Consider the following 22,226-nt stretch of genomic DNA (forward strand, 5'->3'; position numbering starts at 1 on the left):
GTCCGGTTCGAGGCTCAGTCGCTTCCATCGCACAAATCTCTGTCCGTGCAGATACAAGGGGCGGCGCTGACGCCCGATGTGGTATCGATCGAACATAAGGCAATTGTCCTTCGATAATGGGTGTTCCGGCTTGACGGCTGTCCCAGGGACGGAGCACGCCTGATGTTTCGTCTCGAAGCCCGCACTTCGACGCCTGCCTGGTTCAATCTCGCGCTACCGCTGCTGGCGATCGCGGTTACGTTGGTTTTGTGCAGCGGCCTGATCGCGGTGGCCGGCGCCGGCGTGATCGAGGCCTATGGCGTGATGCTGTCGGCGTCGCTCGGCGACAGTTACGCCATCACCGAGACGCTGGTGCGCGCCGCGCCGATGATCTTCACCGGCCTCGCGGTGGCGATCGCCTTCCGCGCAAAATTCTGGAACATCGGCGCCGAGGGCCAGCTGCTGGCCGGCGCGGTGGCGAGCTGCTTCGTCGGCGCGATCCCGATGCCGGGCTATCTCGCCATGCTGTTGATGGCGCTTGTAGGCGCGGCTGCGGGCGCTCTCGTCGCGCTGGTGCCGGCGACGCTCAGGGTCAAATTCAAGGTCGACGATGTGGTCAGCTCGCTGCTGCTCAACTCGGTCATCTATTACGCGCTGATGGCGCTGATCGAGGGGCCGTGGAAGGATACGTTCAGCGGCTATCCGATCTCGCCGCCGATCAAGGACTCGGCCAATTTCCCGGTGCTAATCGAAGGCACGCGGCTGCATCTCGGCGTCGTCGCGGCGCTGATCGCGGCACCGCTCTGCTGGTTCCTGATTGCGCGCACCACGCTCGGTTTCCGCATCCGCGTCACCGGCGAGAACCAGGAAGCGGCGCGCTATGGCGGCATCAACGTGCAGCGCGTGCTGCTTTCCACCGCGCTGCTTTCCGGCGCGCTGGCCGGGCTCGCCGGCGTCGGCGAGGTGGGCGGCGTGCACTTCCAGGTGATGAGCGACATTTCGCCGGGCTACGGCTATTCCGGCATCGTCGTCGCGATGCTCGCGCGGCTCAATCCGCTCGGCGTGGTGCCGGCGGCGCTCTTCCTTGCCGCGGTCATGACCGGCGCCGAGGCGATGTCGCGCGCGACCGGCGTGCCGGCTTTCCTCAGCGACGTCATCCAGGGCACGGCGCTGCTTGCCATGCTGGTGGCGCTGCTCTTCACCGCCTACCGCATCCGCCGCGTGGGAGCTCCATCATGAGCGCGGTGTTCGAGCAGATTTTTCAGGTCGGCTTCCTTGCCGCCATCATCCGCATCGCCACGCCGCTGGCCTTCGCGACGCTCGGCGAAATGTTCTCCGAGCGCGCCGGCGTGCTCAATCTCGGCATCGAAGGCATCATGCTGCTCTCGGCGATGGCCGGCTTCACCGGCGCCAGCCTCAGCGGCAGCCTGTGGCTGGGCGTGCTGGTGGCCGTGCTTACCGGCGCGCTGATGGGCGCGCTGCACGCGCTGTTCACCGTAGCGCTGGGTCTCAGCCAGCATGTCTGCGGCATCGGCGTGACGCTATTCTCATCCGGCCTTGCCTATTTCCTCTACCGGCTGATCTTCGGCCAGCAGTCCGTGCCGCCGAGCATCGATGGTTTCAAGCCGGTGCCGATCCCGCTGCTTTCGGACATTCCCATCCTCGGCCCGGCCGTGTTCAACCAGTTCACGCTGGTGTATCTCGCGATCATCGCCATACCGCTCGCCGCCTTCGTGCTCTATCGTACGCCTTGGGGCCTGTCGGTGCGCATGGTCGGCGAGAATCCGCGTGCCGCCGACTCGGCCGGTGTCAGCGTGATCGCCACGCGCTTCCAGGCGGTGATCCTCGGCGGCGCCCTGATGGGGCTCGCCGGCGCGTTCCTCACCATGGCGCAGTTCAACGCCTTCACCTTCGGCGTCGTCTCAGGCCGCGGCTGGGTGGCGATCGCGCTGGTCGTGTTCGGCCGCTGGGATCCATGGCGCTCGGCGGGGGCGGCACTGCTCTTCGCCTTCGTCGATGCGCTGCAATTGCGCATGCAGGCAAGCGGGCTCGGGCACATTCCTTACGAAGCCTTCCTGATGCTGCCCTTCATCTTCACCATCGTCGCCATGGCCTTCATGTCGCGCAACGCGGTGGCGCCATCGGCGCTGTTGAAGCCGTTTCGAAGGGAAGAGCGGTAGCAAAGCTTGGGTTCCTCGCCCCCACGAAGGTGGGGGAGAGGTGGCTCGGCGGAAGCCGAGACGGAGAGGGGAATGGCTCAGCCTCGGCGTGGTTCCGCGAAAACTCGCCAGCATCGCAGCCCCCTCTCCGTCCGCTTCGCGGCCACCTCTCCCCCGCTTCGCGGGGGCGAGGAACCTAGATTCTGAAAAGCCTCAAATCGCCGTAAACGCATTATCGACGAACAAATGCGCGCCGTTGACGAAGCTCGATTCGTCGCTGGCGAGGAACAGCGCCGCCTTCGCCACCTCCTCCGGCTCGCCGATGCGGCCCTGCTGCGCGGCCATCGCCGCGTCCGAGACGTCGACGCCGAGCTTGCCGAGATCGGCGACCTCGCGCAGGCCGTGCGGAGTGCGGATGAAGCCGGGGCAGACGGCGTTGCAGCGGATGTTGCGGTCGCGGAACTCCACCGCGATGGCGCGGGCGAACATATGGCAGGCGCCTTTGGTGGTGTCGTAGAGCACTTCGTTCGGCGTTGCCGCCACCGCCGAGATCGACGAGGTGCAGACGATCGAGCCGCCGCCGGCGGCGATCATGCCGGGCAGCACCGCGCGCGTCATCAGGAACATCGAGCGCACGTTGACGGCGTGCAGCCAGTCCCATTCCTGTAAGGTCGTCTCCAGGAACGGTTTGATGACGATGGTGCCGGCATGGTTGAACAGCACGGTCACCGGCCCGAATTTTTCGGCCGCCGCCTTTGCCGCCGCTTCGACCTGCGCTTCGTCCGAAACGTCGGCGACGAAATGCTCGGCGATATGACCCCGCGCGCGGATTGCAGCGGCGGTCTTGCCGGCCGCCTCGCCGTTGCGGTCGATGATCGCCACCTTGGCGCCTTCGGCGGCAAACAGCTCGGACGCCGCTCCGCCCATGCCCGTCGCACCGCCCGAAATGATGGCGACCTTGTCCGCCAGCCTTCCACCCATGTCTTTTCTCCGTTCTGTTCTCTGAAGGGTCTTTTTGCCCAGCCGGGATGCTAAACCGGCCGCCTAGGATGGCCAAGCTCTATCGGGCAAGGGCTTTTTGGCTTCGGCAGGCCGCTCCGATTGGCCGATTCCAGGTCAATCCAAGGTCAGTGCCCCACACTCCGGCGGTCGGGATCCTCCCTTGAAGGAGGGTAAGAAAAACCACCAATTTCTAGAATCTGAGAATGTCGTTTCAAAAACGCCTAAAAAATAGCAATCGACAAAGTCTACTAACTTTATAGATTAATGGCCGAGACGGAGGCTCGACCATGTCCTACATCCAGAACGCCCAGCGCAGGGGCCAAAGGCTGACCGCCGGTGAGAGCTGGAGGCCCGCCTATGGCGGCACTTTCGCCTATGTCGTCTTCGCGCTGGCATTCGTGTTCACCGGCGCGGTGGTGCTGGGTCTCATACCCTGATTGACGGGTCCTGATTGCATCGGGGCCGAGGCCCCGCTGTGCAAAATCTGAGTTGAATAATCGAGCAGATGACTGGCCAAGCGCCGGGCGCTGTCGTGCGCCTACGCATTGGATTTGTTCGCGGGTTTTCAGAACGGGGCGACCCAACGTGATGGAGGAGATGGCGATGCCGATCGAGTTCACGCATGTTCCCGGTAAGCCTGCCAATGGCAGCTTCTTCTACGATTTCGCCGAGACCGCGACCAAGCTGTCGCTGATCGAGGATGCCGGTTTCCGCAAGCTGGTGGTCGACGATCCGGCCGGCCTGCTCACCAATATGGACATCGCCGCCCAAACGCTCGACCGCACGGCGTCGCTGGAAGTAGTGCTGACGCACTGGGCCGGCGTGGTCGAGCCGACGGTGGCGGCCAGGCAGCTTGCGGCGCTCGACGCCAAAAGCGGAGGCCGCCTGTCGCTCAGGATGCTGAGCGAGCCGCTCGATGACAGCGACGCCGAGGCGCGGCCGGCCGGCCACAGCGTGGTCTGGCAGCGTATCGACGAATATCTGGTGCTGTTGAAACGGCTGTGGTCGAACGACAAGCCTTTCGATCACGAAGGCGCCTTCTACAGCGTGAGAGGCGGTTTCGTGCCGCGCAAGGGCCCGCATGGCGCCGACCTCGCCATCCGCCTCGGCGGACAATCGGGCACGGCGCTGAAAGTCGCCGGCCGGCACGCCGATGTTTTCGAGCTCGCGACTGGTTCGCCCGACGAGGTCCGGCAGCTTATCGAGCGCGTGCGCGGCGCCGCCGCCGAGCACGGCCGTGCCGCTAAGCTGCGTTTCGCGCTTCCGGTCCGCATCCATCCGGAAGGCTGGGTAGGCGCCTCCGACCATCGGGCGGTCGAGCTTGCTGGACCACCGGCGCGGCTTGCGCTCTCGCTGTTGCCCTACGCCACCTTGGGCATCGAGGAATTCATGATCAGCGGCATCGACCGGCCCAGCGAGATCGCGCGGATCGGCCGCGAGACGATCACTCTGATCTCTAATTCGCTGGCGCGGCGCGAAGCCGATATCCCGCAGCCAGGACCGTTTGCGCCGCGCTCCTTCACGGACGCTCGCATCGGCTGAAATTGCCGGTCGAGGTGAGACCGGCTGTTGCGGCCGGTCTTATTGAGGATCGATGGCCGATGGCGGCTGCGGGGCATAATCCACACCGTCCATGACATAGTCCGCGAAGAGGAAATCGCGGATGCCGGCGATCCGGCCATTCTCCCAATCGAGGAGGATGAAGTAGCGCGGCGGCCTGTCCGGACGGTCCGGGCTCGTGACCAGGATGGCCGGCCGGCCTTCGATGGTGCCGGTGGTGAAATGCCAATGCGTCTCGTCTGCATAGCGGCCAAAATAATTGCCGACATACTCCTTGCCTTCGGCGCGAAGCCGATTGACCAGCTCCAGCTTCACGTCGTCGGCAAGCAGGCCGCGCAAGGCATCGAAATCCCGGGCGTTGAAGGCGGCGACATAGTCGCCGAGGCGCCGCATGTCCTCTCGGTTGAGGGCCGGGCGCGGCGCTGCTGACCGAGGTGCTGCCGCCAGCTTGCGCAGGTTTTCGCGGCCACGCTGCAGCGCGCCCTTGATCGCCGTTTCGGTGGTTTCGAGGATCTCGCCGATCTCTTCCAGGCTGTGGCCGAGCACGTCTTTCAAAACGACGGTGCATCGCTGTGCCGGCGGCAACTGCATCAGCTCGGCAAGGCTCGCCTCGGCGGCGATACGCGCATCGATGGGCGAGTCTTCGTCGGCGAGCGTATCGAGCTCGATGTCACTCTCATGCGCCTTGGAGCGGCTTCGCTTGCGCAGGAAATCCAGCGCTGAATTATGCGCGATGCGAAACAGCCAGGACTCGGTCTTGTCGGGCATGTCGCCATTCCTGATCGCCACGAAGCCTTTGGCCAGGGCTTCCTGGACGATGTCTTCGCCATCGATGACCGATCCCACCATGCGTGAGCAATAGCGGTGCAGCTTGGCCCTCAGGCCTGCGGCTTCGCGCTCGAAGGCGCGAAGCCTTGCTTCGGTCGTAGCAACGGGATGGTCCGAGCCGGTCACGAAGCCTCCTGGTTTTCCACTCCGCCGGTATGGGAATAGCTGGTGTGGCCCATCACGGTCTCGCCGGTTCCAACCTCCATAATCGTCTTCATGTACTCGGCGAAGCGGCGATCGCTGCGGAAGGCGGCGATGTCCTCGGCCGAGCGCCATTGCGAGATGTTGACCACCTTGCTGCCGTCGCCGCCGACGACCACGGATGACGACAGCGAGCCCGGCTGCTTGCTGAAGAAGTTCCGCGTCCCTTCGGCAAGCACCTTGGCGAGGTCCCGCTGCTTGCCGGGCTTGGCGGTGAAGACGTTGATCAAGGTCACTGCGGTCGACATGGCTTGGCTCCGTTTGTCCTGGCGGAGGCCATTGTGGCTTCCGCGATCGTCACAACCGTCAAGACGAACGCGATGCCGGGAACGGAACGGTGCATGCGAAAAAATTGATTGGCGGCCAACAAGCGCCTGTCGATCGGCAATGCATCGGTCATTTTCAGGAAAAATTCCTCCCCACCGTTCCGAAAGGTACCCGTCATTCGTCCTGGTGGGTGCCGATGCTTCTGGCGCCGGCATCAACCAAGGGAGAGAAAAATGTCGATCCTGTCATCCATCAGCCGCATGGCGACCGAATACGCGACCGTCCATGCCCGCTACCGGGCGGCGCGGACACTCTATTTGCTGCCGATGGATATCCGCAAGGATATCGGCTGGCCGGAGGTCGGCGACCCACGCGATCCCGAAGCCGTCAGTTCGCCGCGCCCGCGAGTCGTGACAGCGCGGTGATGACGGCCTCCGAGTCCGTCAGCGCGCCGAAGACGCCATCCTCGACGGTCACCATGTGCAGGGCGGCTTCGTGCGCCTTTTGGTCGCCGCTGGCGCAGGCGTCCGCGATCGTCAGGCATTGGAAATTGCGGTCGCAGGCCTCGCGCAAGGTGGTGTGCACACAGACATCGGTGGTGCAGCCGGTGAAAAGCAGATGCGTTATGTCCCGCGCGCGTAGCACCAGCTCCAGGTCGGTATAGGTGAAGGCGCCGTTGCAGGTCTTGTCGACGACGATGTCCTGCGCAGCCACCTCGATGTCGGCGACGATCTGGAAACCGGGGCTGGATCGCAGCAATATGTCGGTGCCGTCCAGTCCCGCCCGCTTGCGTCGCCATTTCTCGTAAGGCGTCATGTCGGCCATGTCGGCGCGATAGCCTTGCCTGGTGTGGATGACGGTCAAGCCGGCGGCGCGAGCGGCTGCAATCAGCCGGTTCACGGCCGGCAGAATCGCCCTCAGCGGCGCGGGGTCATAGCCTTTTCTGGCGAAGTACCCTGTCGGCGACAGAAAATCCTCCTGCAGGTCGATCACCAGCAGCGCGGTGCTTTGCGGCACCAGACGGCCGTCATAGGGGAAGTCGAAAGGTGTCGCCTTGATCATCGCCTGCTGCCTCGATTGCTACCGTATCGTGACTCAGCGGCGGCATTACCGTCCAGACCTCACTGCGGTCCCGATCAGGGTCCCGGCAATTTGTTGATCAACAAAGTCACCTTTATAGTTGACTAGTTACCTCATGTTTTCTAGTCAACCGGCGTTGGCCGCCTTGGCGACAGCCCGAGGCAGCGGCCGGTTGGGAGACGGATGTTGACCGGAGCAGATATCCAGACAGCCTTTCATGTCGAGGCGGTGCGCTTTGCCGTCGGCGAGCGCACGCTGCTCGGGCCGGTCTCGCTCGAGCTGCAATGCGCGCGTGTCTACGGGCTGATCGGCCATAACGGTTCCGGCAAGTCGACGCTGGTCAAGCTTCTGGCGCGCCAGCAGCCGGCAAGCTCCGGCGACATCCGCTTCGCCGAGCGCCCGCTCGCCGGCTGGGGCGCGCGAGAGCTGGCGCGGGCTCTCGCCTATCTTCCGCAGACGACGCCGGCGGCGACCGGCCTCACGGTGCGCGAGCTGGCGGCGCTCGGGCGCTATCCCTGGCATGGCGCGCTCGGCCGGTTCGGGCCGGAAGACAAAAGTCATGTCGAGGAGGCGCTGGCGCTGACCGACATGAGCGCTTTCGCTGACCGGCTGGTCGACGAGCTTTCCGGCGGCGAGCGGCAGCGCGCCTGGCTCGCCATGCTGGTGGCGCAGAATGCCGGCGTGATGCTGCTCGACGAGCCGATCTCGGCGCTCGACATCGCGCATCAGGTCGAGGTGCTCGGTTTGGTCCGAGAGCTCAGCCGCAAGCGCGGCCTTTGCGTCGTCGTGGTGCTGCACGACCCCAACATGGCGGCGCGCTATTGCGACGAGCTGATCGCGCTGAAGGAAGGACGGCTGCTGAGGCGCGGCACGCCGGACGAGATCATGCGGGGCGACGTGCTCAAGGACATTTTCGGCGTCGAGATGGGCGTGCTCAAGCATCCCGTCAGCGGCCAGCCAATCGGTTACGTGCAATGAAGAAGCGAGGACGAACCTTGTCCCGGAACAGTTTTTTTGCGGCACTGGCCGCGTCCGTCATTTTTTCGGCAGGCCCTATTCTTTCAGCCAGTATAGCGCTGGCGCAGGAGCAACCGGCAACGCCGGCGCCGGCCGCACAGGCGCCCACCCAACAGCCCATGACACCGCCGACAGCCGTGCAGGCACCGGTCGAGCCGGATACCCAGCCGGCTCCGAGCAACGCCGGGGGCGAAGAGCCTTCCGCTGTTGCGCTGACGCTGCCGCATGACCTCTCGCCCTGGGGCATGTTCATGGCGGCCGACATCGTCGTCAAAGCCGTCATGGTCGGGCTTGCCTTCGCCTCGCTGGTCACCTGGACGATCTGGCTCGCCAAGTCGCTGGAGATCCTCGGCGGCAAGCTGAGAGCTCGCCGAGCGGCCATTGCCATCGGCAATGCCGCGACGCTGATGCAGGCCGGCCGCGCGCTCGGACACGGCAACGGACCCGGCGTGCTCTTGGTGCGGGCGGCGGAGGAAGAGCGCGCACTTTCGGCCGGCGCGCTCGACCATGCTTCAGGCGACGGCCTGAAGGAGCGCGTCACCTCCAGGCTTTCGCGCATCGAGGCGGCGGCGGCACGGCGCATGTCGCGCGGCACCGGCCTGCTCGCCACCATCGGCTCGACGGCGCCCTTCGTCGGCCTGTTCGGCACCGTCTGGGGCATCATGAACGCCTTCATCGGCATCTCGCAGGCGCAGACCACCAATCTGGCGGTGGTGGCGCCGGGCATCGCCGAAGCGCTGCTCGCCACCGCCATGGGCCTGGTCGCGGCCATTCCTGCGGTGGTGATCTACAACGTCTTCGCGCGCTCGATAGCCGGCTACCGGCAGATCCTCGCCGACGCTTCCGCTGGCGTCGAACGGCTGGTCAGCCGCGATCTCGATTTCCGCACGGTGCCGCCGGCGACGGCCATGGCGGCGGAGTAGACGGCGATGGCGGCGCGGATCCGTGAGACGACGGGCGAGGATCTCGAGGAAAGCCACGAGATCAACGTCACGCCGTTCATCGACGTCATCCTGGTGCTGCTGATCATCTTCATGGTCGCGGCGCCGCTGGCGACCGTCGACGTCAATGTCGACCTGCCTGGATCGACCGCGACGCCGGCGCCACGGCCCGAGACGCCGCTGTTTCTGACGCTGAAAAGCGATCTCACGCTGGCGATCGGCAATGACAGTGTGCCGCGTCCGGCCTTCGCCGCGGTGCTCGACGGCCGCACCAGGGGCGACAAGCAGACGCGCATCTTCCTGCGCGCCGACAGAAATGTCGGCTATGGCGAGCTGATGGAGGTGATGAACCTGCTGCGCGCCGCCGGCTATCTCAAGGTGGCGCTGGTCGGGCTGGAGACATCCGGTACCGAGGGCGCGGGCCGGGCAGGAGCGCCAGCCGCCGGAGCTGCGCCGCCGACAGCCGGGACCAGCCAATGACGACCGCCGCCTTGCCCCGAATACCTCACCCGCGCTTCGGCCTCCGCGAAGCCGGCCTGTGGGCGAGCGCTGCCGCGATCATTCTCGCCGCGCATGTCGCGGTCGCCTATGCGGTGCAGAACCTCAGCTTCGCCGAAGTGCCGGACGGCGGCCCGCCGCCGGCTCTGGCGGTCGAAATGGCGCCGATGGTGATTGCATCTGCTATGCCGGAAGACGTAGCGACACTCGACGCGGTCACGCCGGATCCGCCCGATGCGGCAGAGACGCCGACGGTCAGCGAAGTAAAGCCGGTGACCGAGCCGGCGCCGGTGGTGGAAGAGGCCGAGCCGCTCACAGAGCAGCCGGTCGAGGCCGATAAAGCGGAAGAGGCCGAACAGGCAGGGCCGACCGTGGCAGCGCTGAGCGAGCAGCAGCCGCTGGACGGGGTCGTGCCTGATCCTGTCGAGGCCGTGGCTCCCGACGTCGTCATTCCAGTGCCGCAGCCGAAACCGGTCGACACGGACGTCAAGGCGGACAAGCCGGTCGAGGCGAAGAAGAAAGCGGAAAAGCAGCCTGCCGAAAAGCCGAAGCAGCGGCCAAAGAAGGAAAAGCCGGCGCCCGCCAAGACGGTGACGACGGCCAGCATCGATGCCAAGGCGGGAGCGAAGGCCGCAGCGCCGCAATCCTCCGACGCGGCGCCGCGGTCGAGCGTCAGCCCGTCGCGGTGGAATGCCAGCCTGGCGGCGTGGATCAGGCGGCACACCCGCTATCCGAGCGCGGCGCGCGCGAGAAAAGCCGAAGGCAGCCCCAGCGTGACCTTCACGGTGGACGCCTCAGGCAGGGTGGTCTCCGCCCGGCTGGCGCGATCCTCCGGCGACGGCGATCTCGACCGCGCGGCGCTCGGCGCGCTGCAGGGCGCAACCGTGCCTATCCCGCCGGCGGAGCTCGGCGCGCGCGTCACCCGCACGGCGCCCTTCGTCTTCAGCCTGCGGGACTAGGCCGGCGACACGGATGGTGATAGGCGGCTGAACGGTTCAGCCTGGGACGCAGCGGGACCTTGCCCGCCGGAAAGCCATATGACGGTATTCACACGCCGCAATCTTCTCAAAGCCACCGCGGCCGCCAGCCTCGCTGGCATCGGTGCCTCGACTGCCGGCAGATTGACCGGTCTCGCGGCGGCGAAGCCTGAGCCGCTTGTCCTGAAGGCCGTCAGCATCGAGGCGAAGCTGACGGAGGCCGGCCCGACCAAAAACGTGCTCACCTATGGTGCGGCCGGCACGCCGCCGGTCGTCAGGATGCGCAAGGGCGAGCCCTTTGCCGCGCGGCTCGTCAACGGCATCGACGACCCGACGACGATCCACTGGCATGGCATCCGCGTTCCGAACAAGATGGACGGCGTGCCGTTCCTGGTGCAGCCCTATGTCTATCAAGGCGACCATTTCGACTACGCGTTTTCGCCGCCCGACGCCGGCACCTTCTGGTACCACCCGCACTGCAACACGCTCGAGCAGATGGGCCACGGACTGACCGGCGTCATCGTGGTGGAGAACCCGAACGATCCGGTGTTCGATTCCGAACTGGTGATCAATCTGCGCGACTGGCGCCTCGGCGACGACGGCCAGTTCATCGAGTCGTTCCGCCCGCGCGACGCAGCGAGAGGCGGCACCTATGGAACCGTGCGTACGGCCAACTGGCTCGACCAGCCGCAATATGACGCGCCGGCAGGCGGCCTGGTGCGGCTCAGGGCCGCCATCACCGACGTCACCCGCATCTATGCCTTCCGCGTCGACGGCGCCGAGGCGGCGGTGATCGCAATCGACGGCAATCCGGTACCGCAACGTTTTGCGCCCGACGCCTTGCAGCTCGGGCCCGGCCAGCGGCTGGAGCTTGCCGTCCGCATGCCCGACGACGAAGGCGCGATCGTCAGCCTGCGCGACGTCAGAGGCACCAAGCCGAAGGTTCTGGCGACGCTGCGTGCGGTCGGGAAATCGCTCAAGCGGGATCTTCGCGATCTCGGCTCTTTGGAGGCCAACCCGGTGGCGGAGGTGGATCTTGCAAGCGCCAAACGCATTCCGCTGGCGCTCAGCGCCACAGCGGAGAACGTTTCGGCCGACAGCATCTGCGGCTCACTCGGCTATAGTTTCTGGGCGATCAACAAGGTGCCGTGGCCTGGCGACACGCCGGACCCGACCGCGCCGCTCGCCGAACTCAACCTCGGCAAGAGCTACATCATCGACATGGAAAATCTTACGCCGCACTCTCACCCGATCCACCTGCACGGCATGAGTTTCAAGGTGCTGTCGTCCTCGACGCGGCAAGTTCAGCCGCTCGTCTCCGACACCTATCTCATCCAGCCCGACGAGAAGGTTCAGCTGGGTTTCGTTGCCGACAATCCCGGCGACTGGCTGCTCCACTGCCACATCATCGAGCACCAGAAGACCGGGATGACGAGCTATTTCCGGGTGGTGTGACGGTTGCCGAGGAAAAGGTGTCGAACGCTCGCGCCTTCGACCGCGAATTCATGAACGAAGTTGGGTTGACGCGTTTGGCCGTTTGCCTAGGTAGCCAGAAGGGCGCTGGGGCGCCACGTAAACCCGACTAACGGCATGACATCTTTACGCATTCGAAAACTTGCCCTTGTCGCGGCAGGTATCTCCATCCTGTCTTCCTGTGTCGTTCCCGACGACACGTCGCGGGTCGCAAGAGAGGACGTCACGACGGCCGCCGCCCGCAAGGAGATGATCGGCCTCAGCGAGGCCGACATCCGCATGTGCGCCGGCTTTCCGACCGCGACGGCCGATATGGGATCATCCGGCCAGATCTGGACGTATCAGCGCACCGTGCAGCGCGGCAACCTCAGCATCGCGGTCCCGACCATGGCCGTGGGCGCGATCCCGGCGGTTGGAGGATCCGTCAATGTCGCACCGGGCGGCTACTGCAACACGCAGATCCGGATGATCGGCGGTCGTGTCGCCGAGGTCGCCTATGCCGGCGACAACAACCTGCCGAACAGCCGCGACGCGCTCTGCGTCAGCACCGTGGACGCCTGCGTGGCCTATGCGCGCCAACGTAGGCACACCACGGCGGTGTCCAGGTAAGTGGGGCCAGGCGAGGCCACGCGAGGCCACGCGGGAGCGCCCATATTTTGTCAGCGTTGGAAGCCCGCGAAGAATGGTTCTGCGGTCTCATACGCCGGTCAGTTTCGCAGGGATGGCGCGGAAAACTTCAGTCCTAAAGGCGAGCTTTGAGCATGCCGGTAGAAATATGATCTAACGCTTATATATGCGGCGGAAAATCAAAGTGATCACCGGCCGCCCCAAATCGTCCCCAATCTGGAAGTTTTTCCGACCCTGACTTGGAGACGAAGGAGAGGTCGATGAAATTGTCTGTTCTTGCCCTTGCCGGGGCCATGCTGGCGCCAATGGCTGCGGCCCAGGCGGCGCCGATGATGGCGGTGCCGGATAGAGACAGCTTGGTTCAAGAGGCGCACGTGACATGCGCGTACCTGACCGAGGACGGCTACTGCGTGCGGTCGCACAAGAAGCACAAGTACTGGAAGCCCAAGCACCACTACCGGCAAATCTACCGCACCTATGAGCCGCAGGTGCCGGACGAGTATTATTGGCGCTATCAGCGTCCGCGGACGGTTATCAGAGTCGTTCCCAGCTATCCGCAGGATGAAGACCATTGGGATGATTGGGACGATTGAGGCCAGCCGAGGCCTAAAGCGCGTCGCGATCTTTCAGATTCGCTCCATGCGCTTTAGGTCTTGATTTTACGCATGTCTTTGTCCCGAAACCGGCCCCACTTTCGGGAGACATGCTTTAAGGGCTGCCTCCGTTTGGGGGCTGCTCGCGAGTCCTCGCGGGCTGCAATCGATCATCGGCAACGGATGCGTGGCTGGACAGCCGGACACGTATCCGCAACCAGGCGACTTCTCGCCTACCAGCCGAACAGCAGGGCTGCTCCGCTTTGGCCGTCGCCCGCCTGCGCGATGTTGGCGTCGGTGTTTCTGCCGAACTGGAAAATGCCGTAGGAATTGTCGTTGCCGTCCTGCCGCAAGGTAGCGGAGTGGCCGCTGCCTTCCTGGCGAATTATGCCGAGATTGCCGGCACCGTCCTGACCTATGCCGGCACGGTTGTACCGCCCGAGCTGCCTGATATGGGCGCCGTTGCGCAGCCCATTGTAGGCGCGCAGACCGAGGTCGAGCGCCCGCGCATCGCGGGCCGTCCGAGGCGAGTAGTAAAGCCCGATCGAACCGCCCGCTTTTGCCGGAGCGACGACAAGAGGCAGGCCGATGGCTGCGGCGAGCGCGGTGGCGTGACCGAGCTTCGCGATCTGGCGGTTCATGTTCCGTCTCCCGGGGGTTCGACCGTTGATGAGAAACAGTCGCACAGCCAAGCTGAACCGTGACGGAAGGGATCGTTCAGCAGCCGTTCAAGACATGCTCCAGGGCCTCTCGGAAACGGCCAAGGGCTCCGGTTGCCCCGGAGCCCTTCTTTGATCTGCGGACCGCGAGAGCCGGCGTTCAGGCAGGGCCGGACACTTGCTTGACGCAGTTGACGCTCGTCCCGCCTGCGGTCACTTTCAGCTTGACGTCGTAGGCAGCGCCGTTCGCCCCGACGCTCATCCGGCCGAGCGATGCGGGATTGCCCGGGCTGGCTTCGAAGGCGCCGCCCTGCCGGATGTTAGCGGAGCCGGACGGGCCGTCGCCGGAGACGCTGACGGTGTAGGTGCCGCTGATGGTCTTGTCGGCATAAACCAGGGGCTCCAGCAGAATGGCGTCTCCTTCAATCGCATCTCGTATCTCGCACCGCAGCGGCCCGGAAGTCGAGCCATCCTTGCCGGCCGTCGCGCCGGTCGCGCCGGCGGCGATGACGGCCAGCAGCGCGGCCGACGCCGCTGCTGTTCGCTTGTCCAATCTGGTCATGGATGATCTCCTCGCGATGTCAGGATGGTGGCCGGCAACACCGTTGCCGGCCACCATGGTTCAGGGGCAGTCCTGGACGAAGGCGGCGACATTGCCGCCGCCGCCCTGGCTGACGTCGGCGTTGCAGCCGTGGCCGACCTGGACGCCGGCGGCGATGTTGCCGTTGCCGTCCTGCGTCAGGATCGCGGTATGGTTCGAGCCGAACTGGGCAATACCTGCGGCGTTCCGGCTGCCGTATTGATAGGTCGCGCCGTAGTTGTTGACGCCCTGCTGCCCGATCACAGACCGGTTGCGATGACCATATTGCTGGCCGATCGCGGTGTTGAAGCGGCCATCCTGATAGACGTGTATGCGGTTACGATAGCCGTGCTGGCCGCCGCCGGCGGAATTGCGCCAGCCATATTGCTCGATGTTGACGTCATTGGCCATCGCGGGAGCGACGGTGGTAAAGCCGACGACGGCTGCCAAGGCTGCGGCGACAATTGATGTGCGGGTCATGGGACTTCTCCTTCATGCGGCAGGGGACCGCGGTTGAACGGTCCCTTTGTAGGAGGTCGGCCCGGAACGGAGCCTGAAGGCTTCATTCAGCGAAAATTCATGGGGCTGATATTCAGCGGGTAACGCAGCGGCCCCCATGGTGCGTTGGGGTGGCTTTCTCGGAGCGGCTGCTTCGTGGAGCAATAAACAGGGGGCATTTCTGCCCCCTTGACGCACTTACCTGTTCTTGCCCGGTTCATCGGTCGTGGTTGTCGTCGAGCAGTTGTTGCAGGAGGTATCGCCCGACTTAATTTGACCATGCGGTCCAGACGTGGTCGTCGTCATTGTCGTCTGGCCATTGTTGTCAGGGTTGGCGCTGTCGTTTGTGTTTCCGCCATTCCCCTGCCCGGAGGTGGACGTCGTGCCGCTGTCGAAGCCATTCTTTCCGGCAAATGCCGGCGGCGACGCTGCAACGGCTAGAGATAAAAGGGAGCGGGTTCCCCAACAATCATCCGCACCCCTCTCCCTTCGCCAGACGGTCTTCACGGCATGCCCGCGGTTTTCCCGCACAACATGGTCGTAATCAGTTACTATTCCCCGGTCCGGTCGTCGTGGTCGACGTTGAGCAATTATTGCAGTCGGTCTTGCCGTTATTGATCTGCCCGCTCGGTCCGGTCGATGTCGTAGTCGTTGTCGTACCATTATCGTTGTTGGGTGGGTTTCCGCTATGTCCCTGCTCACTGGTGGTTGTCGTCGTACTGCCTTTAGGGTCCGCAAACGCGGGAGCGGAGACTGCGAATGCAAGCGCTGTCGTGACGATAAGGATCGTTTTCATTTCGTTCCTCCTGACACTGCTACGGACGCCGCATCTTTGGAGCGTGGCACGGCCTTCCAGCGCCACGCCAAACGATAAAATTAGACATAACTAATATTCAAATGCAATGCATCCTAAAGGACTACCACCGTCTCCCAGCGATACCGCAGATTTGTGCGTTCAGGCCGTCTAGGAAGGCCGTGAGGAAGGGCAGGGCTGTCACCTCTTGCCGGGCCTAGAAAACGGAAATGGCCGCTAGGATGATTCTGGATCGGAACATCGCCAGCAATGCGCCCGGAGCTATCACTATCACCGGTCCGGCTAGGCACATGCAGCCAAATTGCAATGCTTCTCTTCGGTTCAGTGGTCGGCAGCCATTCCATTCTAATGAAACCGTACAGCAGGTAGGCTAGGTAGGAATGCGCAGTAACGGCAATGCAGGCCGGGACAATGGTCAGCCACGGGCTATCTGACAACGGGACAATAGCGACGAGCCGGTTGAGCGCTTCGTACATAAGACCATGAACGACGCCCAGTAGTATGACGGACCACCATCGGCGAATGGGGTAGGCTCCCAACAGTGCTCGCTTGGTCACTTAGTCAAGCGGCAAATGCCCAAGTCCGTACATTCGCAACGCCATATGATGATAGCAGCGGCGCTTGCAGAGGCGCGGCGAGCAAAGGACATGACGCAAGCTGAAGTCGCATCTGCGCTCGGTAGGCGTCAGCCCTTCACAGCCAATATCGAGAGCGGAGAGCGACGGGACCCAGGGTCGTGCCTGAGGCTGCCGACACAGCGACGCGATGAGCAGGAGCCTCGACATTCGCTTCAAGGACGTAGCCGTTCACGGTTGCGTCGTGGTCGAGTACCGACCTCGCGTACGCGCCACTGGCCTTCCTATACTCGGTTATCAACGTCCGTCTGTCGCCGTCCGACAACGATGTCGGCTTCCCGTATTTTTCCAAGGTATGATCGACGATGATGCTGTCGAAAGCGTACTGCTTCAGATGGTCCTTCATGGAGTCGGTAGTGGGAAATCGAGACTAGCAATGTCTCACTTCGTTGTCCCACCAACGAGAACCCATTGCCAAAGCCTTGATTTTAAATCCGCTGGTGGAGCTGAGGGGGATCGAACCCCTGACCTCATCATTGCGAACGATGCGCTCTCCCAGCTGAGCTACAGCCCCGTTCCAGCGGATGGGCTTGTATCGGTCGCGGCCGTTCGATGTCAAGGCGAAACGGCTCGATGGCGTCGATGCGCCGGGGCCGGCGGGCCTTGCCGGTTCCGCCAGCAATGGCTACATGTCGGCGACAATTTGGAGACCGGCATGATCGCCCTCATTCAAACCATCGTCATGGCGCTCGACCTCTATTGGTGGGTCATCATCGCCTCGGCGATCTTTTCCTGGCTTTATGCCTTCAACGTCGTCAACTCGCGCAACCAGTTCGTCGGCACCATCGGCAACATGCTCTACCGCCTGACCGAGCCGGCGCTCAGGCCAATTCGCCGTTTCATGCCGGATCTCGGCGGCATCGACATCTCGCCGATCATCCTGCTTTTGATCATCTTCTTCGTCCGGCAGTTCCTGCTCACGACCGTGCTGTCGCTGGTCGCCTGAGGCCTGGTCCGGTCGATGAGCGCGCCGTTTCGCCTGCGCGGGGATGGCATCGACCTTTACGTGCGGCTGACGCCGAAGGCGGCGCTCGACCGGATCGAAGGTGTCGAGACGGCCGCCGACGGGCGCAGCCATCTCAAGGCCCGTGTGCGCGCCGTGCCGGAGAACGGCTTGGCCAACGCTGCGCTGGAGCGGATGGCGGCCAAGGCGCTGGGTGTTCCGGCATCGTCGGTCTCGGTCGTGGCCGGGGGCACAGCGCGGTTGAAGACGGTGCGGGTGCTGGGCGATGCGGCTGCGTTGGCGAAAAGCGTCGGGGCACTTTCCGGGTAATCCAAGATTTGAGATGTAGGGACAGCGCCCCCCTCTGTCCTGCCGGACATCTCCCCCACAAGGGGGGAGATCAGCTGTCACGCCGGTTTTCGCCAATATCCTGCGTTGCAGAAAGAGCGGGGCGCCGAAGCTGCTAATCTCCCCCCTTGTGGGGGAGATGTCCGGCAGGACAGAGGGGGGCGCGAAGGATCGCCAACCCTGACGGCGCAAGCCGCTGCAATCTTCAATCCCCCAGCGGCAGTTTTGGGTCGTCGACCTTCAGCGTGTTCACGCTCTGCTTGATGCGGCGCAGGTTCTCCAGCACTTTCGGCCCGCGCGATTCCGCCACCGTAGTGGCGATCATGTCGACGATGGCCAGAAGCGCGTAACGCGACGAGGTCGGCTTGTAGATGTTGCCGTCCTCGAAAGGCTGCAGAAAGATCACCGTGTCGGCTACCTTTGCCAGTGCGGAATCCGGCGCGGTGACGGCCACGGTAGCGGCACCATATTGCTGGGCGACCTCGACCGCCTCGATCACCGAACGGGCATAGCCCGAGACCGAGAAGGCGACCAGCGTCGTCTCCGGCGTTGCGACAGCGGCATACATGCGCTGCAGCTGGCCGTCGATCTGCGCGAGCGCCGAGAGGCCGAGGCGAAACAGCCGGTTCTGCATCTCGGTCGCCATCATCGAGGAAATTCCGCCGGAGCCGATGCAGAGCACATTGCCGGAGCCGGCGATGCGGGCGGCGACGTCCATCAACGTCGTCATATCGAGATTTTCGCTGGCGCGCTGGATGGCGGCGATCGCGGCTTCGGTGATTGCCGAAGCGATGCGCTGCTCGCGCGCGTCGCGGCTCAACGGCTCCGGCGACAGATACTGACCGCCGATGGCGATCGCCTGCGCCAGATAGAACTTGAAGTCGCGCAGGCCCTCGCAGCCGAGATTGCGGCAGAAGCGGGTCACCGTCGGCTCGCTGACACCGACACGCGCGGCGATCTCCGAAATGGCCGCCTTGGAGGCGAAATCGAGGTCGGAAAGCACCAAGCCCGCCAGCCGACGGTCCGATTTGGTGCCGTCCTGCGACATCAGTTGCAGGCGAGTGATAATGTCGGCCGGCGTCTTCATAGGGGGAGGCCGGTCGCCCTGTCGAAGAGATGGATGTTGCGCGGGTCGACGCTCACCGGCAGCCGGTCGCCCGGCTTCACCTGCAGCCGGTCGCGGAACACGGCGCGCACACTCTGACCGCCGACCGAGCCGTAGACATGGGTTTCCGAGCCGGTCGGCTCGACCACATCGACGTCGATCGCGATCGCATCGTCGGCGGCGCCGATGACGAAATGCTCGGGGCGGATGCCGGCCTCGATCGCGTCGGCGCCTGACGCGGCCTTGGTCGTTAGCGCCAGGCGGCCGCCGCCGCTGGTCTCGAACCAAGACTCGGCTCCGGCGGTCTTCAAGGCGCCGGAGACAAAACTCATCGACGGCGAGCCGATGAAGGCGGCTACGAATTTGTTGGCCGGCCGGTCATAGAGCTCCAGCGGCTGCCCGACCTGCTGGATGCGGCCGCGATCCATCACCACGATGCGGTCGGCCATGGTCATGGCCTCGATCTGGTCGTGGGTGACGTAGACGATGGTCGATTTCAGGCGCTGATGCAGCGCCTTGATCTCGGTGCGCATCTGCACGCGGAGCTGCGCATCGAGGTTGGAGAGCGGCTCATCGAAGAGAAAGACCGAGGGCTCGCGCACGATGGCGCGGCCCATGGCGACGCGCTGGCGCTGGCCGCCCGACAACTGCCTTGGATAGCGGTCGAGATAGGAGAAGAGGTTCAGCACGCCCGAAGCCTTCTTCACCTTGTCGTCGATCGCCGCGCGGGTTTCACCCCGGATTTTCGGACCGAACCCGATATTATCGGCGGCTTTCAGATGCGGAAACAGCGCGTAGGATTGGAACACCATGGCGATGTTGCGCTTCTGCGGCGGCAGGTCGTTGGCTCTCAAGCCGCCGATCACGAGGTCGCCAGAGGTGATCGTCTCCAGCCCGGCCAGCATGCGCAGCAAAGTCGACTTGCCGCAGCCGGACGGGCCGACCAGCACGACGAACTCGCCGCTTTTGATCTCGAGGTTGATGTCCTCGAGGATTTTGTGCTGGCCGAAGGATTTCGACAGGTTGCGAAACAGGACATCGGTCATGGTCACGCTCCCAAGATGTCGTCGATGAAAGGCAGGTAGCCGGCCGTCAGTCCGGCGTCCACCGGCACCACCGCGCCTGTTATGCCGGAAGCCCGGTCGGAGGCAAGGAAGGCAACGGCTTCGGCGACTTCCGAGGCATTGACGATGCGGCCGAGCGGATAGAGCCGCTTCAGCCGGCCGAGGATTTCCGGGTCCTTGGCGAGCCGATGGTCCCAGGCGGCGGTGCGGATCGAGCCCGGGCACACGACATTGGCGCGCACGCCGCTGCGGCCAAGTTCGACGGCGATCGACTTGGCGTAGGCGTTGATGCCGGCCTTGGCGGCGGCATAGGCCGGGTTGCCAAAATGCGCGATGGCATTGACCGAGGAGACGAAGACGACGCTGCCCGAGCCGCGTGCCGCCATCGCCTTGACCAGCGGATCGGCGAAAGTCATCACCCCGGTGAGATTGAGGTCGAGCTCCTGCTCGATCCTGTCCGCCGTCAGCGCATCTAGCGTCTCCGCGCGCGTCCAGCCGGCGTTGTTGATCAGAATGTCGGGGACGCCGTCCTTGTCGAGCAAAGCGGGGACCGCAGCTTCGATCGAAGCCCGGTCGAGCAGGTCGAAGACGTGGCGCGAGGCGATCAAGGGGCTCTCCAGCGCCTCGGCCGACTGGTCGCAGCCGACGATGCGCGCGCCACGTTCGGCCATAAGCGCCACGATCGCCGAGCCGAGACCGCCGCCGGCGCCGGTGACGACAATTGTCTTGCCCTCGAAATCGGCTTTCGACACCACGATACGCGCTCCTCAGCCACGTCAGATAGCGACAGAACGCTACTCAACGAAATGTAATTAAGCAACACGATAAACCGCTTGCATCGCGGAAAACCCTCGATAATGTAGGAAAGTCACATAAATCCTGCGCCTACAAGGGCCAGGCGCGAATGCGCATCATGGGAGGAAATCAGATGAGCCTTGCGAAATGGACTGTCGGCCTGTTGGCCGGGATGAGCATGCTGGCGCTGGCAGCGCCCGCCGATGCCGGCGAGGTACGCGTCACTGTCGCCGAATACAGCGCCAAGACCGGCCCCTATTTCGAAGCGGTGAAGAAGGAATTCGAGGCGGCGAACCCAGGCATCACGATCAAGTACGAGGTCGTGCCTTGGGATGTGCTGTTGCAGAAGCTCACCACCGACATCACCGCCGGCACCAATGCCGACCTTTCGATCATCGGCACGCGCTGGCTGATCGATTTCGTGCAGCAGGATGTCGCCGAGCCGCTCGACAGCTACATCACGCCCGAGTTCAAGGACCGCTTCATCGACACCTTCCTGCAGCCCTCGATCATGGGCGGCCACACCTACGGCCTGCCGATCGCGGCTTCGGCGCGCGCCATGTATTACAACAAGGAGCTGTTCGAGAAAGCCGGCATCACCAAGCCGCCGGCCACCTGGACCGAGCTGCAGGAGGACGCGCGCAAGATCAAGGCGATAGGCGCCTTCGGCTTCGGCCTGCAGGGCAAGGAGATCGAGACCGACGTCTATTACTATTATGCGATGTGGTCGCAGGGCACCGAGATCCTCAACAAGGACGGCACGTCCGGTTTGAGCACTCCGGGCGCGCTCGAGGCGGCCAAGCTTTACAAGTCGATGATCGACGAGGGCCTGACCGAGCCGGGCGTGACCTCCAACAACCGCGAGGACGTGCAGAACCTGTTCAAGCAGGGCAAGGTCGGCATGATGATCACCGCGCCCTTCCTGTCCAACCAGATCAAGGAAGAAGCGCCGAGTCTGAAATACGGCGTTGCCGCGATTCCCGCCGGACCGACCGGCGCGCGCGGTACCTATGGCGTGACCGACTCCATCATCATGTTCAAGAACTCCAAGAACAAGGACGAGGCCTGGAAGCTGCTCGACTTCCTGTTCACCAAGGAGCAGCGCGCCAAGTTCACGCAAGGCGAAGGCTTCCTGCCGGTGAACAAGGAAGAGGCGAAGATGGACTATTACGTCAACAATGCCGACCTCGCCGCCTTTACGGCACTTCTGCCCGACGCCCGCTTCGCGCCGGTCATCCCGGGCTGGGAGGAGATTGCCCAGATCACCTCGGACGCCATGCAGAAGATCTACCTCGGCAGCGCCGAGCCGGAAGCCGCCTTGAAGGAGGCGGCGGCCAAGGCCAATGGCGTGCTGAAGAAATAGGGCGTATCTCCCTGCGCCCGTGGCGCGTCCCACCCGTCGGGGCGCGCCACATCTTTTCTCCTTCACAGTGCGTGGCGGTTTCTGAAATTGCGGAAGAATGACAGTGCTTCGGGCAAGGCGAGATCGCCGACGTCGGCGTTGCCCCTCATTGCCCTGCCGGGCATTTCTCCCCGTATAGTGACGGGGAGAAAGGGCTGGCCGCTCCCTCGGCGCCATTCTT

General features: G+C 64.1%; 26 protein-coding genes and 1 tRNA gene. 15 read left to right on the top strand and 12 right to left on the bottom strand.

From position 1 onward, the window contains the following. Nucleotides 1–162 precede the first annotated feature (162 nt). Both RFM40_RS19575 and RFM40_RS19580 read left to right on the top strand, forming a co-directional pair. A complete protein-coding gene (locus tag RFM40_RS19575) occupies nucleotides 163–1,218 on the top strand; it encodes an ABC transporter permease (RefSeq protein ID WP_320278033.1) in 1,056 nt (351 codons plus the stop codon). Beyond that, nucleotides 1,215–2,159, top strand: a complete 945-nt coding sequence (locus RFM40_RS19580; RefSeq protein WP_320278034.1) for an ABC transporter permease — start codon at nucleotides 1,215–1,217, stop codon at nucleotides 2,157–2,159. Before RFM40_RS19575 ends, RFM40_RS19580 begins: the two co-directional genes overlap by 4 nt. A 192-nt stretch (nucleotides 2,160–2,351) precedes the next feature. Here the strand turns inward: RFM40_RS19580 and RFM40_RS19585 are convergent, their stop codons facing one another. Next, the gene (locus tag RFM40_RS19585) at nucleotides 2,352–3,119 is read right to left on the bottom strand and encodes an SDR family NAD(P)-dependent oxidoreductase (RefSeq protein WP_320278035.1); all 768 of its coding nucleotides are present in this window, start codon (nucleotides 3,117–3,119) and stop codon (nucleotides 2,352–2,354) included. Nucleotides 3,120–3,427: 308 nt separating this feature from the next. Here RFM40_RS19585 and RFM40_RS19590 point away from each other — a divergent pair, with 308 nt between their 5' ends. Together RFM40_RS19590 and RFM40_RS19595 are read left to right on the top strand one after the other, a co-directional pair. Next, complete coding sequence (locus RFM40_RS19590; RefSeq protein ID WP_320278036.1) at nucleotides 3,428–3,577, top strand: hypothetical protein; 150 nt, start codon at nucleotides 3,428–3,430, stop codon at nucleotides 3,575–3,577. A gap of 166 nt (nucleotides 3,578–3,743) precedes the next feature. Further along, nucleotides 3,744–4,682: an LLM class flavin-dependent oxidoreductase gene (locus tag RFM40_RS19595; RefSeq protein WP_320278037.1), complete on the top strand. Its 939-nt coding sequence runs from the start codon at nucleotides 3,744–3,746 to the stop codon at nucleotides 4,680–4,682. 39 nt (nucleotides 4,683–4,721) lie between these two features. Here the strand turns inward: RFM40_RS19595 and RFM40_RS19600 are convergent, their stop codons facing one another. Genes RFM40_RS19600 through RFM40_RS19610 form a run of 3 tightly spaced genes read right to left on the bottom strand, consistent with a single transcriptional unit; the run spans nucleotide 4,722 to nucleotide 6,129 of the window. Continuing rightward, on the bottom strand, nucleotides 4,722–5,654 hold the full coding sequence (locus RFM40_RS19600) for a sigma-70 family RNA polymerase sigma factor (RefSeq protein ID WP_320278038.1): 933 nt from the start codon (nucleotides 5,652–5,654) through the stop codon (nucleotides 4,722–4,724). Then, nucleotides 5,651–5,977, bottom strand: coding sequence for an antibiotic biosynthesis monooxygenase family protein (locus tag RFM40_RS19605; RefSeq protein ID WP_320278039.1), 327 nt, complete (start codon nucleotides 5,975–5,977; stop codon nucleotides 5,651–5,653). The genes RFM40_RS19600 and RFM40_RS19605 overlap by 4 nt, the downstream gene beginning before the upstream one ends. After that, nucleotides 5,962–6,129 carry a hypothetical protein gene (locus RFM40_RS19610; protein ID WP_320278040.1) on the bottom strand — a complete coding sequence of 56 codons (168 nt, stop codon included), beginning with the start codon at nucleotides 6,127–6,129 and terminating at the stop codon, nucleotides 5,962–5,964. The genes RFM40_RS19605 and RFM40_RS19610 overlap by 16 nt, the downstream gene beginning before the upstream one ends. A 100-nt stretch (nucleotides 6,130–6,229) precedes the next feature. Here RFM40_RS19610 and RFM40_RS19615 point away from each other — a divergent pair, with 100 nt between their 5' ends. Continuing rightward, nucleotides 6,230–6,421, top strand: coding sequence for a hypothetical protein (locus RFM40_RS19615; RefSeq protein ID WP_320278041.1), 192 nt, complete (start codon nucleotides 6,230–6,232; stop codon nucleotides 6,419–6,421). Here the strand turns inward: RFM40_RS19615 and RFM40_RS19620 are convergent. Then, nucleotides 6,384–7,058: a cysteine hydrolase family protein gene (locus RFM40_RS19620; protein WP_320278042.1), complete on the bottom strand. Its 675-nt coding sequence runs from the start codon at nucleotides 7,056–7,058 to the stop codon at nucleotides 6,384–6,386. The two genes, RFM40_RS19615 and RFM40_RS19620, sit on opposite strands and share 38 nt — an antisense overlap. Before the next feature lie 201 nt (nucleotides 7,059–7,259). On the opposite strand from RFM40_RS19620, the gene RFM40_RS19625 reads away from it, so the two are divergent. The 7 genes from RFM40_RS19625 to RFM40_RS19655 all read left to right on the top strand — a co-directional run bounded on the left by RFM40_RS19625 (nucleotide 7,260) and on the right by RFM40_RS19655 (nucleotide 13,202). After that, nucleotides 7,260–8,054, top strand: a complete 795-nt coding sequence (locus RFM40_RS19625; RefSeq protein ID WP_320226787.1) for an ATP-binding cassette domain-containing protein — start codon at nucleotides 7,260–7,262, stop codon at nucleotides 8,052–8,054. 17 nt (nucleotides 8,055–8,071) lie between these two features. Further along, nucleotides 8,072–9,016 carry a tonB-system energizer ExbB gene (exbB, locus tag RFM40_RS19630; protein ID WP_320278043.1) on the top strand — a complete coding sequence of 315 codons (945 nt, stop codon included), beginning with the start codon at nucleotides 8,072–8,074 and terminating at the stop codon, nucleotides 9,014–9,016. Nucleotides 9,017–9,022: 6 nt separating this feature from the next. Then, entirely contained in the window at nucleotides 9,023–9,514 is a 492-nt protein-coding gene (exbD, locus tag RFM40_RS19635; RefSeq protein WP_320278044.1) for a TonB system transport protein ExbD, read from the top strand. Continuing rightward, entirely contained in the window at nucleotides 9,511–10,491 is a 981-nt protein-coding gene (locus RFM40_RS19640) for an energy transducer TonB family protein (protein WP_320278045.1), read from the top strand. The genes exbD and RFM40_RS19640 overlap by 4 nt, the downstream gene beginning before the upstream one ends. A gap of 78 nt (nucleotides 10,492–10,569) precedes the next feature. After that, the gene (locus RFM40_RS19645; RefSeq protein ID WP_320278046.1) at nucleotides 10,570–11,964 is read left to right on the top strand and encodes a multicopper oxidase family protein; all 1,395 of its coding nucleotides are present in this window, start codon (nucleotides 10,570–10,572) and stop codon (nucleotides 11,962–11,964) included. A 135-nt stretch (nucleotides 11,965–12,099) separates the two neighbouring features. Continuing rightward, complete coding sequence (locus RFM40_RS19650; RefSeq protein ID WP_320226782.1) at nucleotides 12,100–12,591, top strand: hypothetical protein; 492 nt, start codon at nucleotides 12,100–12,102, stop codon at nucleotides 12,589–12,591. Between the two features lie 278 nt (nucleotides 12,592–12,869). Continuing rightward, nucleotides 12,870–13,202, top strand: coding sequence for a hypothetical protein (locus tag RFM40_RS19655; RefSeq protein ID WP_320226781.1), 333 nt, complete (start codon nucleotides 12,870–12,872; stop codon nucleotides 13,200–13,202). 233 nt (nucleotides 13,203–13,435) lie between these two features. On the opposite strand, the gene RFM40_RS19660 is transcribed toward RFM40_RS19655, so the two are convergent. The 4 genes from RFM40_RS19660 to RFM40_RS19675 form a co-directional block, all read right to left on the bottom strand. After that, entirely contained in the window at nucleotides 13,436–13,843 is a 408-nt protein-coding gene (locus RFM40_RS19660) for a curlin (RefSeq protein ID WP_320278047.1), read from the bottom strand. A 178-nt stretch (nucleotides 13,844–14,021) separates the two neighbouring features. Beyond that, nucleotides 14,022–14,423, bottom strand: coding sequence for a curli-like amyloid fiber formation chaperone CsgH (gene csgH, locus RFM40_RS19665; RefSeq protein ID WP_320278048.1), 402 nt, complete (start codon nucleotides 14,421–14,423; stop codon nucleotides 14,022–14,024). Nucleotides 14,424–14,483: 60 nt separating this feature from the next. After that, nucleotides 14,484–14,921 (bottom strand): curlin, encoded by a 438-nt coding sequence (locus tag RFM40_RS19670; RefSeq protein ID WP_320278049.1) that lies wholly within the window; start codon nucleotides 14,919–14,921, stop codon nucleotides 14,484–14,486. 1,905 nt (nucleotides 14,922–16,826) lie between these two features. Then, a tRNA-Ala gene (locus RFM40_RS19675) sits at nucleotides 16,827–16,902 on the bottom strand. Between the two features lie 141 nt (nucleotides 16,903–17,043). On the opposite strand from RFM40_RS19675, the gene RFM40_RS19680 reads away from it, so the two are divergent. Next, on the top strand, nucleotides 17,044–17,334 hold the full coding sequence (locus RFM40_RS19680) for a YggT family protein (protein WP_320226777.1): 291 nt from the start codon (nucleotides 17,044–17,046) through the stop codon (nucleotides 17,332–17,334). Between the two features lie 15 nt (nucleotides 17,335–17,349). Beyond that, complete coding sequence (locus RFM40_RS19685; RefSeq protein WP_320278050.1) at nucleotides 17,350–17,661, top strand: DUF167 family protein; 312 nt, start codon at nucleotides 17,350–17,352, stop codon at nucleotides 17,659–17,661. Nucleotides 17,662–17,884: 223 nt separating this feature from the next. Here the strand turns inward: RFM40_RS19685 and RFM40_RS19690 are convergent, their stop codons facing one another. The 3 genes from RFM40_RS19690 to RFM40_RS19700 are packed head-to-tail and all read right to left on the bottom strand — an operon-like array spanning nucleotide 17,885 to nucleotide 20,603. Next, entirely contained in the window at nucleotides 17,885–18,766 is an 882-nt protein-coding gene (locus RFM40_RS19690) for a MurR/RpiR family transcriptional regulator (protein WP_320278051.1), read from the bottom strand. Next, complete coding sequence (locus tag RFM40_RS19695; protein ID WP_320278052.1) at nucleotides 18,763–19,830, bottom strand: ABC transporter ATP-binding protein; 1,068 nt, start codon at nucleotides 19,828–19,830, stop codon at nucleotides 18,763–18,765. Before RFM40_RS19695 ends, RFM40_RS19690 begins: the two co-directional genes overlap by 4 nt. Before the next feature lie 2 nt (nucleotides 19,831–19,832). Then, nucleotides 19,833–20,603 carry an SDR family NAD(P)-dependent oxidoreductase gene (locus tag RFM40_RS19700; protein WP_320226773.1) on the bottom strand — a complete coding sequence of 257 codons (771 nt, stop codon included), beginning with the start codon at nucleotides 20,601–20,603 and terminating at the stop codon, nucleotides 19,833–19,835. Nucleotides 20,604–20,776: 173 nt separating this feature from the next. Between RFM40_RS19700 and RFM40_RS19705 the strand changes: the two genes are divergently transcribed. After that, nucleotides 20,777–22,006, top strand: coding sequence for an ABC transporter substrate-binding protein (locus tag RFM40_RS19705; RefSeq protein ID WP_320278053.1), 1,230 nt, complete (start codon nucleotides 20,777–20,779; stop codon nucleotides 22,004–22,006). The last annotated feature ends 220 nt before the right edge of the window (nucleotides 22,007–22,226 follow it).

It is taken from the genome of Mesorhizobium captivum, from assembly GCF_033977165.1.
Classification (GTDB): domain Bacteria; phylum Pseudomonadota; class Alphaproteobacteria; order Rhizobiales; family Rhizobiaceae; genus Mesorhizobium; species Mesorhizobium captivum.

What these genes read in the sequence shown, in the direction of transcription:
- RFM40_RS19640 (WP_320278045.1), top strand. Translation starts at nt 9,511, where the DNA reads ATGACGACCGCCGCCTTGCCCCGAATACCTCACCCGCGCTTCGGCCTC.
- RFM40_RS19650 (WP_320226782.1), top strand. Translation starts at nt 12,100, where the DNA reads ATGACATCTTTACGCATTCGAAAACTTGCCCTTGTCGCGGCAGGTATC.
- RFM40_RS19575 (WP_320278033.1), top strand. Translation starts at nt 163, where the DNA reads ATGTTTCGTCTCGAAGCCCGCACTTCGACGCCTGCCTGGTTCAATCTC.
- RFM40_RS19580 (WP_320278034.1), top strand. Translation starts at nt 1,215, where the DNA reads ATGAGCGCGGTGTTCGAGCAGATTTTTCAGGTCGGCTTCCTTGCCGCC.
- RFM40_RS19620 (WP_320278042.1), bottom strand. Translation starts at nt 7,058, where the DNA reads ATGATCAAGGCGACACCTTTCGACTTCCCCTATGACGGCCGTCTGGTG.
- RFM40_RS19605 (WP_320278039.1), bottom strand. Translation starts at nt 5,977, where the DNA reads ATGTCGACCGCAGTGACCTTGATCAACGTCTTCACCGCCAAGCCCGGC.
- RFM40_RS19670 (WP_320278049.1), bottom strand. Translation starts at nt 14,921, where the DNA reads ATGACCCGCACATCAATTGTCGCCGCAGCCTTGGCAGCCGTCGTCGGC.
- RFM40_RS19610 (WP_320278040.1), bottom strand. Translation starts at nt 6,129, where the DNA reads ATGACCGATGCATTGCCGATCGACAGGCGCTTGTTGGCCGCCAATCAA.
- RFM40_RS19660 (WP_320278047.1), bottom strand. Translation starts at nt 13,843, where the DNA reads ATGAACCGCCAGATCGCGAAGCTCGGTCACGCCACCGCGCTCGCCGCA.
- RFM40_RS19680 (WP_320226777.1), top strand. Translation starts at nt 17,044, where the DNA reads ATGATCGCCCTCATTCAAACCATCGTCATGGCGCTCGACCTCTATTGG.
- exbD (WP_320278044.1), top strand. Translation starts at nt 9,023, where the DNA reads ATGGCGGCGCGGATCCGTGAGACGACGGGCGAGGATCTCGAGGAAAGC.
- RFM40_RS19595 (WP_320278037.1), top strand. Translation starts at nt 3,744, where the DNA reads ATGCCGATCGAGTTCACGCATGTTCCCGGTAAGCCTGCCAATGGCAGC.
- RFM40_RS19615 (WP_320278041.1), top strand. Translation starts at nt 6,230, where the DNA reads ATGTCGATCCTGTCATCCATCAGCCGCATGGCGACCGAATACGCGACC.
- RFM40_RS19655 (WP_320226781.1), top strand. Translation starts at nt 12,870, where the DNA reads ATGAAATTGTCTGTTCTTGCCCTTGCCGGGGCCATGCTGGCGCCAATG.
- csgH (WP_320278048.1), bottom strand. Translation starts at nt 14,423, where the DNA reads ATGACCAGATTGGACAAGCGAACAGCAGCGGCGTCGGCCGCGCTGCTG.
- RFM40_RS19585 (WP_320278035.1), bottom strand. Translation starts at nt 3,119, where the DNA reads ATGGGTGGAAGGCTGGCGGACAAGGTCGCCATCATTTCGGGCGGTGCG.
- RFM40_RS19695 (WP_320278052.1), bottom strand. Translation starts at nt 19,830, where the DNA reads ATGACCGATGTCCTGTTTCGCAACCTGTCGAAATCCTTCGGCCAGCAC.
- RFM40_RS19705 (WP_320278053.1), top strand. Translation starts at nt 20,777, where the DNA reads ATGAGCCTTGCGAAATGGACTGTCGGCCTGTTGGCCGGGATGAGCATG.
- RFM40_RS19645 (WP_320278046.1), top strand. Translation starts at nt 10,570, where the DNA reads ATGACGGTATTCACACGCCGCAATCTTCTCAAAGCCACCGCGGCCGCC.
- RFM40_RS19625 (WP_320226787.1), top strand. Translation starts at nt 7,260, where the DNA reads ATGTTGACCGGAGCAGATATCCAGACAGCCTTTCATGTCGAGGCGGTG.
- RFM40_RS19590 (WP_320278036.1), top strand. Translation starts at nt 3,428, where the DNA reads ATGTCCTACATCCAGAACGCCCAGCGCAGGGGCCAAAGGCTGACCGCC.
- RFM40_RS19690 (WP_320278051.1), bottom strand. Translation starts at nt 18,766, where the DNA reads ATGAAGACGCCGGCCGACATTATCACTCGCCTGCAACTGATGTCGCAG.
- RFM40_RS19685 (WP_320278050.1), top strand. Translation starts at nt 17,350, where the DNA reads ATGAGCGCGCCGTTTCGCCTGCGCGGGGATGGCATCGACCTTTACGTG.